12 protein-coding genes and 2 tRNA genes are annotated in these 12,776 nt (G+C 70.6%); 9 read left to right on the forward strand and 5 right to left on the reverse strand.

The features are described 5' to 3' along the window. The first annotated feature begins 121 nt into the window (after positions 1–121). From ACFXI4_RS17220 to ACFXI4_RS17235, 4 genes are all read left to right on the forward strand, one after another. On the forward strand, positions 122–1,234 hold the full coding sequence (locus ACFXI4_RS17220) for an SDR family oxidoreductase (protein WP_362723005.1): 1,113 nt from the start codon (positions 122–124) through the stop codon (positions 1,232–1,234). 114 nt (positions 1,235–1,348) lie between these two features. Continuing rightward, on the forward strand, positions 1,349–1,810 hold the full coding sequence (locus ACFXI4_RS17225) for a molybdenum cofactor biosynthesis protein MoaE (protein ID WP_384991342.1): 462 nt from the start codon (positions 1,349–1,351) through the stop codon (positions 1,808–1,810). Positions 1,811–1,927: 117 nt separating this feature from the next. Beyond that, entirely contained in the window at positions 1,928–2,092 is a 165-nt protein-coding gene (locus tag ACFXI4_RS17230; RefSeq protein ID WP_362723011.1) for a hypothetical protein, read from the forward strand. A 60-nt stretch (positions 2,093–2,152) separates the two neighbouring features. Beyond that, on the forward strand, positions 2,153–3,247 hold the full coding sequence (locus ACFXI4_RS17235; protein WP_384991346.1) for a PDZ domain-containing protein: 1,095 nt from the start codon (positions 2,153–2,155) through the stop codon (positions 3,245–3,247). Between the two features lie 109 nt (positions 3,248–3,356). Here the strand turns inward: ACFXI4_RS17235 and ACFXI4_RS17240 are convergent, their stop codons facing one another. Further along, positions 3,357–3,905 (reverse strand): PPA1309 family protein, encoded by a 549-nt coding sequence (locus ACFXI4_RS17240; protein WP_384991349.1) that lies wholly within the window; start codon positions 3,903–3,905, stop codon positions 3,357–3,359. 160 nt (positions 3,906–4,065) lie between these two features. On the opposite strand from ACFXI4_RS17240, the gene ACFXI4_RS17245 reads away from it, so the two are divergent. The 4 genes from ACFXI4_RS17245 (at position 4,066) to ACFXI4_RS17260 (ending at position 9,443) form a co-directional block, all read left to right on the forward strand. Next, positions 4,066–7,047, forward strand: coding sequence for a UPF0182 family protein (locus ACFXI4_RS17245; RefSeq protein WP_384991351.1), 2,982 nt, complete (start codon positions 4,066–4,068; stop codon positions 7,045–7,047). A 41-nt stretch (positions 7,048–7,088) separates the two neighbouring features. Further along, positions 7,089–7,162 (forward strand) — tRNA-Met (locus ACFXI4_RS17250). A 281-nt stretch (positions 7,163–7,443) separates the two neighbouring features. Next, entirely contained in the window at positions 7,444–9,285 is a 1,842-nt protein-coding gene (locus tag ACFXI4_RS17255) for a sel1 repeat family protein (RefSeq protein ID WP_384991353.1), read from the forward strand. 84 nt (positions 9,286–9,369) lie between these two features. Then, a tRNA-Met gene (locus ACFXI4_RS17260) sits at positions 9,370–9,443 on the forward strand. A gap of 105 nt (positions 9,444–9,548) precedes the next feature. On the opposite strand, the gene ACFXI4_RS17265 is transcribed toward ACFXI4_RS17260, so the two are convergent. The 3 genes from ACFXI4_RS17265 to hisN form a co-directional block, all read right to left on the reverse strand. Continuing rightward, positions 9,549–9,968, reverse strand: a complete 420-nt coding sequence (locus ACFXI4_RS17265; protein ID WP_384991355.1) for a Fur family transcriptional regulator — start codon at positions 9,966–9,968, stop codon at positions 9,549–9,551. A 115-nt stretch (positions 9,969–10,083) separates the two neighbouring features. Then, the gene (locus tag ACFXI4_RS17270; RefSeq protein ID WP_384991358.1) at positions 10,084–10,476 is read right to left on the reverse strand and encodes a cyclic nucleotide-binding/CBS domain-containing protein; all 393 of its coding nucleotides are present in this window, start codon (positions 10,474–10,476) and stop codon (positions 10,084–10,086) included. A gap of 183 nt (positions 10,477–10,659) precedes the next feature. Continuing rightward, positions 10,660–11,460, reverse strand: a complete 801-nt coding sequence (gene hisN, locus ACFXI4_RS17275) for a histidinol-phosphatase (protein ID WP_384991362.1) — start codon at positions 11,458–11,460, stop codon at positions 10,660–10,662. A gap of 243 nt (positions 11,461–11,703) precedes the next feature. Here hisN and ACFXI4_RS17280 point away from each other — a divergent pair, with 243 nt between their 5' ends. Then, a complete protein-coding gene (locus ACFXI4_RS17280) occupies positions 11,704–12,306 on the forward strand; it encodes a TetR/AcrR family transcriptional regulator (protein WP_384991512.1) in 603 nt (200 codons plus the stop codon). Positions 12,307–12,444: 138 nt separating this feature from the next. Here ACFXI4_RS17280 and ACFXI4_RS17285 read toward each other — a convergent pair whose 3' ends face one another. After that, the gene (locus ACFXI4_RS17285) at positions 12,445–12,768 is read right to left on the reverse strand and encodes a multidrug efflux SMR transporter (RefSeq protein WP_351321695.1); all 324 of its coding nucleotides are present in this window, start codon (positions 12,766–12,768) and stop codon (positions 12,445–12,447) included. Between the last annotated feature and the right edge of the window lie 8 nt (positions 12,769–12,776).

Below are 12,776 nucleotides of genomic sequence, written 5' to 3' on the forward strand. Positions count from 1 at the left end.
GACACCTCGACCCGATCGGGCCTCGGTGCTTCGCCGACAGTCGGCCTGCGGCAGGATGGATGCCACCTGGTACGTACGCGTCCCTCACGCTCGTACTGAAGACAACCGCTGGAGACGCCCGGTGAGTTCCCCAGATCCGCAGGTTCGCGCAGCGCGAAACCCGTCAACCCCTGCCGCCGTGCGCGGGCCCGTCGTCGCCGTCACCGGCGCCGCGACCGGGGTCGGCGCGCTGCTCACCGAGCGGCTGGCCGCGTCCGAGGGGGTCAAGCGGGTCATCGCCATCGACGAGCGGCGCGGGGAGTGCGCGGACGCCCAGTGGCACATCCTCGACGTGCGGGATCCGGCCATCGCGGACAAGCTCCGCGGGGCCGACGTGGTGGTGCATCTCGCGCTCGACCTGGATCTGGAGACCGATCCGGCCGCCCGTACGGCCTACAACGTGCGCGGCACGCAGACCGTGCTGACCGCGGCGGCGGCGGCCGGGGTGCACCGCGTGGTGCTGTGCACCTCCGCGATGGTCTACGGCGCGCTCCCGGACAACGAGCTGCCGCTGTCCGAGGACGCGGAGCTGCGCGCCACGGCGGAGGCGACCGGCGTGGGGGACCTGCTGGAGATCGAGCGGCTCGCCCGCCGGGCGCCCCGCGCGCACCCCGGGCTCAATGTCACCGTCGTGCGCCCGGCGGTGCTGGTCGGAGGCACGGACACCGCGCTGACCAGGTATTTCGAGTCGCCTCGGCTGCTTGTCGTCGCCGGTTCGCGACCCGCCTGGCAGTTCTGTCACGTCGAGGACCTGTGCAGCGCGCTGGAGTACGCAGTCCTGGAGCAGGTCGACGGGGAGCTCGCCGTCGGCTGCGACGGATGGCTGGAGCAGGAAGAGGTCGAGGAGCTCAGCGGGATCCGGCGGATGGAGCTGCCCTCGGCGGTGGCGCTGGGCGCCGCGGCCCGGCTGCACCGGATCGGGCTGACGCCGTCGCCCGCCGGGGATCTCGCCTACACGATGTATCCGTGGGTGGTGAGCGGCAGCCGGCTGCACGAGGCCGGGTGGCGGCCGCGGTGGACCAACGAGGAGGTCCTCGCCGAGCTGTTGGAGGAGGTGGCCGGACGGCACACGGTGGTCGGGCGGCGGCTCGGCCGCAAGGACGCGACGGCCGCGGGCGCGGCGGGCGCCACAGTGGCCCTGCTGGGCGCGGCGGCGGTGGTCCGACGGGCACGCAAGGCCCGACGGCGGATCTGACCGCGGGCCGCGGGCGGCGAGCCGGGAGTTCGTAGGAGTCTCCAAACGTGCGCGCGCGTGCGCCGGTGGTCGGGCGTATTCCCCCTACTCCCGGGCTTGCGGCACGATGGGGGTATGGCTGCTGTGAACGATCATCCCGGTGAGCTGGGTGCCGAAGATCCCGTCAAGCTGATCGGGATCCGGGAGGACGCGCTGTCGGTGGACGAGGTCTTCGCGGCCGTGGGGGACGACGCGGCCGGGGGTGTCGCGCTGTTCGTGGGGACCGTGCGCAACCACGACGGGGGCGCCGACGTGGACGCGCTCGGCTATTCGTGTCATCCCAGTGCGGAGAGCGAGATGCGGCGGATCGCCGAGAAGATCGTCGCCGAGTACCCCGTGCGGGCGCTGGCCGCGGTGCACCGGGTGGGAGACCTGCGGGTGGGTGATCTCGCCGTGGTCGTCGGCGTGTCGTGTCCGCATCGCGGAGACGCCTTCGAGGCTTGTCGGAAGCTGATCGACGACATCAAGCACGAAGTGCCCATCTGGAAGCACCAGAAGTTCTCGGATGGGACGGAGGAATGGGTCGGGGCCTGCTGAAGAACACCTGTCCGGCCTCCGGTTGCGTAACCGTACCCCCCACGTGAGCGTTGTCAGTGCAGACGATTAATCTGCTGATCAGTCAGTCGCGGACGGTCATGGGGTTGGGAGGTCGGCATGGGGGCGCTTGTCTGGTTGCTGATTCCGCTTGTGGCCGCGGTCGCCGCCGGTCTGTGGGGCAGCTGGGCCAACCGGACCAGGGGAGCCCGCAGCGACGGGCCCGAACTCGACGGATACGCGCGGTTCCGCGAGGCCATGGAGAGGTCCCACTCCCGCAGCTGAGGCGTGCCCGGCGGGTGGCCCTGACGGTGCGCTGACAGACACGTCCCGTACTGTCTTCGCATGCCACGCCGCACCGCGACGATGCTCGCCTCCACCCTGATGCTGATCGCACTCCTGTGCGCCGGAGTGCTCATCACCGTGCCGTACTCGGAGATGTCCCCCGGCCCGACCGTGAACACGCTCGGGGACCACGGCGGCGAGCCGGTGCTGCAGATCTCCGGCCACAAGACCTACGCGACCTCCGGACACCTGAACATGACAACGGTCCGGGTCACCAGCGCCGACTACAAGATGAACCTCGTGGAGGCCGTCTACGGGTGGCTCTCGCACGACAACAAGGTCGTGCCGCACGACACGCTCTACCCGGACGGCAAGACCGAGCAGCAGTCCACCCAGGAGAACGCCGAGGAGTTCAGCGAGTCCCAGGAGAGCGCGAAGGTCGCCGCCCTGAAGGAGCTGGGTGTCCCGGTGAAGTCCTGGGTGATCGTCTCGACGGTCCTCAAGGGCTCGCCCTCGGAGGGCAAGCTGCACGCCGGCGACGTGATCAAGGCCGTCGACGGTACGGCGGTCAGGCAGCCGGCCGATGTCGCCACGCTGGTGACCAAGCACAAGCCCGGCGAGGACGTCGTGTTCACGGTCGTACCGGCCAAGGAACAGGCCGCCGCCGAGAAGGCGCACAGGACGGCCACCAGGACCGAGCAGGTCACGCTGACCACGACCACCTCCACCGGCGGCGAGAAGCGAGCCATCGTCGGGATCTCCGCCGGGACCGATCACACGTTCCCGTTCTCCATCGACATCAAGCTCGCCGACGTCGGGGGGCCGAGCGCCGGCCTCATGTTCGCGCTCGGCATCTACGACAAGCTCACCCCGGGCGACCTCACCGGCGGCAAGTTCGTCGCGGGCACCGGCACGATCGCGGACGACGGCACGGTCGGCCCGATCGGTGGCATCTCCCTGAAGACGATCGGGGCGCGCAGCAAGGGCGCCCAGTACTTCCTGACCCCGGCCGACAACTGCGCCGAGGCCGCGAAGGACACCCCGGGCGGGCTCACCCTGGTCAAGGTCAAGACGATCGACGACGCCCTCGGCGCCCTCAAGGACATCCGCGACGGGGACACCGCCGCCCTGCCGAAGTGCGGCACCAAGAGCTGAGGGCCCGCAGGGGACCTGAAAGGCCCGGGGGCGCCCCTCCTGACGAGGGGCCGCCCCCGGTGCCGTATGCGGCCGCACACGGGCCGGGTGCGGGCCGGGTGCGAGGGGCTCAGTCCGCGAAGGTGGCCTTCAGCGCCTCCGCCAGGCCCGGGACCAGGTCCGGGCCGGTGAGGACCTCCGTCGGGGAGTCCTTCTCGCGCAGCCGGACCGCCGAGTCGCGGCTGCCGTCCCGCAGCACGCCGACCGTCATCCGGACCTCCTGCCGGCCGGGGTGCTGTGCCACCCACGTGGCCAGCTTGGCCTCGCTCAGCCCCTCCGGCACCTGGGTCTCGGCGGACGGCGGCAGCATCAGCCGCTCCACCGTGAGCGCGCAGCCGACCACCGCGTCCGGCCAGGCGATGGTACCGAGGAACTCGTCCAGCGCTTTGTCCGTTGGCACTTCGTCCTGCTCGATCGGGGTGAGACCGGTGGTCGCGGACTCGTCCTCCAGACCGAGCTGGGCGGCGAGAGCCGGTTCCTGGGTGCGCAGCCGTGCGGTGTCGACGAGGGCGAAGAGGCGAGCGGGCTGGTCCCAGCCGAGGCCGGAGGCGTACTCGTCGATCTCGAGTACGGCCCGGGTGAGCGGGTTCGCTGCCATGGGAGTGTTGGACATGGTCACAATCCTGCCTCGTTCATGGCCGGAATCGGGAACCGAGTAAGTCGTGAGTAAGTTGCATAGGTGTGGCCCCACGATCACGGGGGGCCACGTCCGGCCCCCGAACCAGAGGGTCTGACGCAACAACAGCGGATCATCAGCGGATCAAACAGCGAACTTCGAGGTGCGCACCTTGGCTTTCCAGATGCCGGACCGCGGCGGAGGCCCGACGGGGCCGCGGATGAGAGCGGGCCGGCCGTCCCGGCGCGTCCGGACCCTGCTCCTGACACTGGGCGTCCTTGCCGTACTCGGCATGGCGTTCACCATGTTCGCGGGCTTCTGGACGGACTGGCTCTGGTACCGGTCGGTGCACTACTCCTCGGTGTTCACCACCACCCTGTGGACGAAGATCGGGCTGTTCTTCGTCTTCGGGCTGCTGATGGCGGCCGCGGTGGGCTTCAACGTCTGGCTCGCGCACCGGCTGCGGCCGCCGCTGAGCGCCATGTCCATGGAGCAGCAGAGCCTGGACCGCTACCGGATGGGCATCGCGCCGTACAAGAAGTGGCTGCTGCTCGCGGTCACCGCGCTGGTCGGGCTGATCGCCGGCGCCTCCGCGGCCGGTCAGTGGCGCACCTGGCTGATGTGGGTGAACGGGGTGCCCTTCCACCAGAAGGACCCGCAGTTCCACCTCGACGTCTCCTTCTACGCCTTCGACCTGCCCTGGTACCGGTTCCTGCTGGGCTTCGGCTTCGCCACCGCGATCCTCTCCCTGATCGCGGCCGCGCTCACCCACTACCTGTACGGCGGGCTGCGCGTCACCAGCCCCGGCGCGCGCGCCACCGGTGCCGCCACCGGTCACCTCTCGGTGCTGCTCGGTTTCTTCGTCGCCCTCAAGGCGGTCGCCTACTGGCTCGACCGGTACGGACTGGCCGTCAAATCCAGCGACTTCAAGGCCACCGACAACTGGACGGGCCTCAGGTACGTCGACGCGAACGCGTACCTGCCGGCCAAGACGATCCTCTTCTGCATCGCCGTCATCTGCGCGCTGCTGTTCTTCGCCACCCTGTGGCGGCGCACCTGGCAGCTGCCCGTCATCGGCTTCGGCCTGATGGTCCTGTCGGCGATCCTCATCGGCGGCCTGTACCCGGCGATCGTCCAGAAGTTCCAGGTCCAGCCGAACGAGCAGGCCAAGGAAGCGCCGTACGTCCAGAAGAACCTCAAGGCGACCCGCGAGGCGTACGGCATCGACGACACCCAGGTCACCGAGTACAAGGGCAAGAGCACGACCACGGACAAGACCAGGCTCCGGGACGACGTCGGCGCCACGGCGAGCATCCGGATCATGGACCCGAACATCGTCTCGCCCACGTTCCAGCAGCTCCAGCAGATGCGGAACTACTACGCGTTCCCGACCAATCTGGACGTGGACCGCTACACCAAGGACGGCAAGGTCCAGGACACCGTCATCGGCCTGCGTGAGCTGAACCTCGCCGGCATCCCGAAGAACAACTGGATCAACGACCACTTCCGCTACACGCACGGCTACGGCGTGGTCGCCGCCAAGGGCACCGAGGCCGACAGCCAGGGCCAGCCGGTCTTCACCGAGTCCGACCTGCCGTCCACGGGCGACCTGGGGACCTACCAGCAGCGGATCTACTACGGCGAGAAGACCAACACCTACTCGATCGTCGGCGGTCCCCAGAAGGAGATCGACTACTCCGACGACAGCGGTGAGAAGACCACCAGCTACGCGGGCAGGAGCGGGGTGAGTCTCTCCAGCCCGATCAACCGGGCCGCGTACGCGGTGGCGTTCAACGAGCCGCAGATCCTCTACTCCGGCGCGATCGGGGAGGGCTCGCGGATCCTGTACAACCGCACGCCCAAGGAGCGCGTGGAGGCGGTCGCCCCCTGGCTGACCATCGACGGCGACGCGTACCCGGCGGTGGTGAAGGGCCGGATCCAGTGGATCGTCGACGCCTACACGACGTCGAACGGCTATCCCTACGCCTCCCGTACGACCCTCGGTGACACCACCGCGGACTCGCTGACCGCGAACAACAACTCGCGTGCGGTGGTGGCCCAGCAGAACCAGGTCAACTACATCCGCAACTCGGTGAAGGCGACCGTCGACGCGTACACCGGCGAGGTCAAGCTCTACCAGTGGGACACCGAGGACCCGGTGCTGAAGACCTGGATGAAGGCCTTCCCGGGCACGGTGCAGCCGAGGAGTGCCGTCTCGCAGGACCTGATGGACCATCTCCGCTACCCGCAGGACCTGTTCAAGGTGCAGCGCGAACTGCTCACCCGCTACCACGTGACGGACGCCCAGACGTTCCTGACCGGCAGCGAGGTGTGGCAGGTGCCCGACGATCCGACCAACAAGTCGGGCGACGCGGTGCCGCCGTACTACCTGAGCATGAAGATGCCGGACCAGAGCGCGCAGACGTTCTCGCTGTCGACGACGTTCACGCCCAACGGCCGGGACAACCTCAGCGCGTTCATGTCGGTGGACTCCGAGGCCGGTTCGAAGGACTACGGCAAGATCAGAATCCTGAAACTGCCGACCAGCACGACCGTCGACGGACCGAAACAGGTACAGAGCCAGTTCAACTCCGAACAGGACATCGCGGCCGCCATCAAACTCCTGAAGGGCGGCGACTCCGAGGTCGAGTACGGCAATCTGCTGACCGTGCCACTGGACGGGGGCCTGCTCTACGCGGAGCCCGTCTACGTCCGCGGCGCCGGGGTCAAGTACCCGCTGCTGCGCAAGGTGCTGGTGACGTACGAGGGCCGGACCGCCTTCGAGAACACCCTCGACGAGGCGCTCGACAAGGTCTTCGGCTCGGACGGCAGCGACACCGGGTCCTCGGACACGGGGTCCTCCGACACCGGGACCACCACGCCGCCGACGTCCGGCAACCCGACGGTCCAACAGGCGCTGAACGACGCCCAGAAGGCCTTCGAGGCGGGGCAGGAGGCGCTGAAGAAGGGCGACTGGACGGCGTACGGCAAGGCCCAGGAGGAGCTGCGGGACGCGCTCGGCCGGGCCGAGGCGGCGCAGTCCGAGGCCGGCAAGACCGGCGGCGGCACCTCGCCGAGCGGCAGTCCGAGCCCAGGGACCAGCGCGAGTCCCTCCGCCGGCGGCAGCCCCGGTCCGGGCGGATGATCGGGACCGCCCCGCGCCGTGGTACGGTTTGAACACAACGGCGCGGGGTGGAGCAGCTCGGTAGCTCGCTGGGCTCATAACCCAGAGGTCGCAGGTTCAAATCCTGTCCCCGCTACTGAAGTCGAAGGCCCGGATCCTTTTGGATCCGGGCCTTCGCGGTGTGCGCACGGCCGGTCAACGGCGCCTGGACCGGGGGCTCGTGGCGTGCGGAGGGACGGCCGCCGGTCGCCGGACGGGCGGCGAACGCATGTACCGGTGCGCGAGGTCGCCGAGCCGCGGTGGGGAGTTGAGCCAGATGTGTTTGACTTGTCGTTCTGTGGGCATGTCGACAAAACGCTGAAGTGACCTCACGGGTTGCGCTATACCGGATGTACCCAGGTTGCAGGTGGTGCGACGATGGACGTTATGGGGGACAAGGCAACTCTGTTCGAGACAGGGCGATTTGTGCAGCCTTCGGGCGAGGAGCCGACCCGCGACGAGGCCGCTGAGGCCGCTGAGGAGGCACGTCACCGGCTCCACGCCGAGGCCGGTGACGTCGAGTCGATGAGTGTCCTCGGTGCCCTGCTGCTGCGCCGTGGCGACCTCGACGGGGCCGAACCCCAGTTGCGTGCAGCCACCGCCGCCGGTGACCGTGCCGCCGCCAACAACCTCGGTGTCCTGCTACACCAGCGTGGTTACCCCGACGAGGCCGCCGGATGGTGGCGGATCGCCGCCGTGGCCGGTTCCGCGGCGGCCGCCCACGCGCTGGGCCGGTACCACCGGGAGCGCGGGGACGAACCCGCCGCCGAATACTGGCTGCGCCAGTCCGCCGAGCAGGGCCATCCGCTCGGCGCCTACGCGCTGGCCGATCTGCTGGAGCACCGCGGCGACGCGAACGCCGGCCACTGGATGCGGGCCGCCGCGGAACGCGGGCACCGGGAGGCGGCGTACCGGCTGGCGCGCGCGCTGGACCGCAGGGAGGGCGTGGACGAGGGGGAGAGCGGGGCCGACGCCGCCGCCGGCCCGGAGCCCGCCGCCGGGACCCCGGAGGCCGAGGAGGCCGAGCAGTGGTACCGGCAGGCCGCCGCCCGCGGCCACCGGCGGGCCGCGCTGCACCTCGGGGCGATCCTGGAGCGGCGCGGCGAGCTGAAGGAAGCCGGACGCTGGTACCTGACCTCGGCCAAGGACGGCGAGGCCCGGGCCGCGTGCGCGCTCGGCTTCCTGCTGCGCGACGCCGGGGACACCGAGAGCGCCGCCGTGTGGTGGCTGCGGGCCGCGCAGGACGGCGACGGCAACGCGGCCAACGCGCTCGGCGCGCTGCACGCCGAACGTGGTCAGACACAGACCGCCGAGCGCTGGTACCGGGCGGCGATGGACGCCGGCGACGACAACGGGGCGTACAACCTCGCCCTGCTCTGCGCCGAGCAGGGGCGGACCGCACAGGCCGAGCAGTGGTACCGGCGGGCGGCCTACGCGGGCCACCGGGAGGCGGCGAACGCGCTCGCCGTCCTGCTGCTCCAGGGCGGTGACACGGCGGGCGCCGAGCCGTGGTTCTCCAAGGCCGCAGAGGCCGGCAGCGTGGACGCCGCGTTCAACCTCGGGATCCTGTACGCCGGGCGGGGCGAGGACCGCATCGCGCTGCACTGCTACGAGCAGGCGGCCGCGGCCGGACACACGGAGGCGGCGCTCCAGGTCGGCATCGCCCGGCTGCGTGAGGGCGACGAGGCGGCCGCGGAGCGGCATCTGCGGTGCGCCGCGGGCGGCGGAAGCGCGGAGGGCGCGTACCGGCTCGCCGCGGTGCTCGACGCGCGCCGGCCGAAGGTCTCCGAGCACGAGCTCGGCGAGCCCTCGGTGCACACCAAGACCGAGTGCGAGGAGTGGTACGAGCGGGCCGCCTCGCAGGGCCACCGGCGCGCCCAGGTGCGGGTCGGGATGCTCGCCGCCGCGCGCGGGGACGTGGTGGAGGCGGCGCGGTGGTACCGGATCGCGGCTGAGGCCGGGTCCCGGAACGGGGCGTTCAACCTGGGGCTGCTGCTGGCCCGGGAGGGGAGCGAGCCCGAGGCCGCCGTGTGGTGGCAGCGGGCCGCCGACGCCGGGCACGGGCGGGCGGCGTTGCGGCTGGCCCTGGTCTACGCGCGTCGTGGCGAACTGGACGAGGGGCAGCGGTGGGCCGACCGGGCGGTGGCGCTGGGGCCGGCCGAGGTCGCCGAGCGGGCCGGGCGGCTGCGGGATGCGCTGCGCGAGGAGCTGTCCGCCTGACCTGCGTATATCCGCAGGTCAGGCGGGCCCGTAGGAAGGGATTTGCTTCCGCTCGTGTCCCTCACGTAGTGTTCTGTTCATCGACGCGGGGTGGAGCAGCTCGGTAGCTCGCTGGGCTCATAACCCAGAGGTCGCAGGTTCAAATCCTGTCCCCGCTACTGAAGGCCGAGGGCCGGAATCCAGAAATGGATTCCGGCCCTCGGTCGTAGTGCGGCCATCAGTCGTGGTGCGGTTCTCGGCCGTCGTGCGGTTCTGGCGGGACGTCAGGCGGTCTGCGCGCAGTCCGGGCACAGGCCGCGGTACGTCACCTCGACGTCGGAGACCGTGAAGCCGAAGCGCTCCGAGACGGGCAGGTCGGCCAGCGGGTTGCCGGTCGGATGGACGTCCCGGATCGAGCCGCAGTGCGCGCAGACCAGGTGGTGGTGCGGCTGGTGCGCGTTCGGGTCGTACCGCTTGGCGCGCCTGTCCGTGGAGACCTCGAGCACCTCGCCCAGCGAGACCAGCTCGCCCAGCGTGTTGTAGACGGTCGCCCGGGAGATCTCCGGCAGCTTGACGACGGCCCTGGCATGGACCTCGTCGGCCGTCAGGTGGACGTGCTCACCGTCGAGGACCTCGGCCACGACGCGTCGTTGTGCGGTCATCCGCCATCCGCGTCCACGCAGCCGTTCCAGAAGGTCACTCATGGGATCCAGCCTAACAGCCGGCCGACCATTTCCCGAACAGGTGTGACTTTGGAGCAGAACTTGATTTGGACTGAGTCCAGCATAGGAACGGCTGATGGACGGCCGGTGTGTGATGTCAGACGGGTTGGGGTGCGCGGGCCCCGACCCAGCAGCGGATGATGTCGCGGACGGAGACGATGCCGGCCGGTTCGCCGCCGTCGAGGACGATCAGATGGCGGAAGCCGCCGTGGGCCATCGCCCGGGCCGCCTCCTCCAGGGTCCAGGTCGCCGTGGCGAACACGACGTCGTTGGTGGTGTGGGCGTGGATGAGTTCCGTGTCCGGGTTCTGGCCCAGGCCGACGGAGTTCAGGATGTCGCGTTCGGTCAGGATGCCGATGCCGCCGGCGTCCGGGTCGTGGACGATCGCCGCGCCCACGCGGCGCGCGGACATCAGGGCGGCTGCCTGGCGGAGTGTGTGGGCTGGGCCGACGGTCAGGACCACCGTGCTCATGGCGTCACGGACGAGCATGGAAGGTGCCACCTCCTAGGGAACCGCGGAGATAGTTCAGCGATTCACAAGTTCACAAAGTGGGCGTTCTCATAGGGTGGCAGGTAAAGCCCGGGTCAACAAGGGGGTGCGAGTAGCCAATTGAGGGCGCACGCGCTCATATGTGCCGGATGAGAATGCCCTGTTCCGCCCCAGGAGGCAGTTTCAGTAACGCTGGCCGAGGTACGACAGCAGCTCGTCGTGGAGCAGACCGTTGGACGCGGCGGCGTTGCCGCTGTGCGGGCCGGGGCGGCCGTCCAGGCCGGTGAAGGTGCCGCCGGCCTCCGTCACGACGATCGCGGTGGCCGCCATGTCCCACAGGGACAGCTCCGGCTCGGCGCAGATGTCCACCGACCCTTCGGCGACCATCATGTACGGCCAGAAGTCGCCGTACGCGCGCGTGCGCCACACCTCCCGGGTCAGGTCCAGGAAGCCGTTCAGCTGCCCGCGCTCCTCCCAGCCGCTCAGGGAGGAGTACGCGAACGACGCGTCGGACAGCTTCGAGACCTTGGAGACGCGCAGACGGGTGGCGGAGGAGAGGCTGCGGCCGGTGTAGGCGCCGTGCCCCAGCGCCGCCCACCAGCGGCGGCCCAGCGCGGGTGCGGAGACCACGCCGACGACCGGCCGGTAGCCGCCCTCGGCGGCCTCCATCAGGGAGATCAGGGTGGCCCAGACGGGAACACCGCGTACGTAGTTCTTGGTGCCGTCGATCGGGTCGATCACCCAGCGGCGCGGGCCCGTGCCCTCGATGCCGTACTCCTCGCCCAGGACCGCGTCCCGTGGGCGGGCGCGCTGCAACTGGCCGCGGATCAGTTCCTCGGCCGCCTTGTCCGCCTCGCTCACCGGGGTCATGTCCGGCTTGGTCTCGACCTTGAGGTCGAGGGCCTTGAAGCGGTCCATGGTGGCGGCGTCGGCCGCGTCCGCGAGCACGTGGGCGAGCCGCAGGTCATCGTGGTAGTCCGGCATGTGACGAACGCTATCTGCCGGGGCCGGGGCGGGGCTACACAGGGATGGGGCGGATACGGGGATGTCGGGGGGGGCCTGGGGACACGGGGGCTGTCCGTCCGTCGATCCGGCGGGGCGAGTGGTGATGCCGGGGCGCCCGCGTGCATTGGCCGAAGGGCGCCCCCCCGGAGCCTTCGCGAACCCTTGACAGTGGGATCGTGCGCGTCAAATCTGGGCGCAGACCGCTCGCCCCAGGAGGCGATGATGCCTGCAGCCCGCGAGTCCCTGCTGGACGCCGCGTACACGGCGCTCGCCCGCCGCCCGTGGGCCGCCGTACGGATGGTCGACGTCTCCGCGGCGGCAGGCGTCTCCCGGCAGACGCTGTACAACGAGTTCGGCAGCAAGGAAGGCCTGGCGAGGGCCCTGGTGCGCCGGGAGGCCGACGGATATCTCGCGGGGGTGGAGCGTGCGCTCGGCAGTCATACCGAGGTACGGGAGCGTCTGACGGCGACGGCCGAGTGGATGGCCGTCGCAGCCCGCGAGAACGTGCTGGTGCGGGCGATGCTCACAGGGTGCTGGAGCGAGCGCTTGCCCTCGCCGACGCTGACCGCGGTGCCGTCGTCGTCGGCGGTGCCTGCGCAGCGCAGGGCGGACGGGCCGTTGCCCTCTCCCGGGGACTTCGTGCAGATCGTGCGGGACCGGGCGGTGGCGGTGCTGTCCGGACCGGGAGCCGTGCGGGGCAATGGTGAGCTGGCCCGGTCCTGCGAGCTGGTGGTGCGGCTCGCGCTGTCGTGCGTGGCCGCGCCGCCGGGGGAGGGCGGGGTGGCGGAGCTGGTGCGGGGGGCGCTGTCGCGGCAGCCGGTGTGACGGGCAGGGCGTCGCGTACCGGCCGCGGGCGAGTGGGGGCCTGTCGCGCCCGCGCGGCGTGGCCGCACGTCGGTACGGCCTCGCGCCCCTCGGCCGGCCACGGGCCGGCCTCGCGCCGTGTTCCTTCCGGCGCCGGTGTCAGTGGGCGGAGCCCGAGAGCTGGAGGCCGATCACGCCCGCGATCACCAGGCTGATGGAGATGATCTTCAGGGTGGACACCAGGTCGCCCAGGAAGATCATGCCGTAGATCGCCGTGCCCGCCGCCCCGATGCCCGTCCACACCGCGTACGCGGGGCCCACGTCCAGCTTCTTGAGGGACAGGGTCAGGAGACCGAAGCTGCCCAGGGCGAAGGACGCGAACGCGATCGTCGGCCAGAGACGGGTGAAGCCGTGGGAGAGTTTGAGGCACACGGCGAAGCCGGTCTCCAGAATTCCGGCCACGATCACCAGCAGCCACGCCATGTGCCGTC

Origin of the sequence: Streptomyces sp. NPDC059224, from assembly GCF_042754285.1 — a bacterium.
Taxonomy (GTDB): Bacteria; Actinomycetota; Actinomycetes; order Streptomycetales; family Streptomycetaceae; genus Streptomyces.

Excerpts from the sequence above, each read along its gene's own strand:
- ACFXI4_RS17225 (WP_384991342.1), top strand. The coding sequence starts at position 1,349 with ATGGCTGCTGTGAACGATCATCCCGGTGAGCTGGGTGCCGAAGATCCC.
- ACFXI4_RS17230 (WP_362723011.1), top strand. The coding sequence starts at position 1,928 with ATGGGGGCGCTTGTCTGGTTGCTGATTCCGCTTGTGGCCGCGGTCGCC.
- ACFXI4_RS17235 (WP_384991346.1), top strand. The coding sequence starts at position 2,153 with ATGCCACGCCGCACCGCGACGATGCTCGCCTCCACCCTGATGCTGATC.
- ACFXI4_RS17255 (WP_384991353.1), top strand. The coding sequence starts at position 7,444 with ATGGACGTTATGGGGGACAAGGCAACTCTGTTCGAGACAGGGCGATTT.
- ACFXI4_RS17265 (WP_384991355.1), bottom strand. The coding sequence starts at position 9,968 with ATGAGTGACCTTCTGGAACGGCTGCGTGGACGCGGATGGCGGATGACC.
- ACFXI4_RS17270 (WP_384991358.1), bottom strand. The coding sequence starts at position 10,476 with ATGCTCGTCCGTGACGCCATGAGCACGGTGGTCCTGACCGTCGGCCCA.
- hisN (WP_384991362.1), bottom strand. The coding sequence starts at position 11,460 with ATGCCGGACTACCACGATGACCTGCGGCTCGCCCACGTGCTCGCGGAC.
- ACFXI4_RS17280 (WP_384991512.1), top strand. The coding sequence starts at position 11,704 with ATGCCTGCAGCCCGCGAGTCCCTGCTGGACGCCGCGTACACGGCGCTC.
- ACFXI4_RS17285 (WP_351321695.1), bottom strand. The coding sequence starts at position 12,768 with ATGGCGTGGCTGCTGGTGATCGTGGCCGGAATTCTGGAGACCGGCTTC.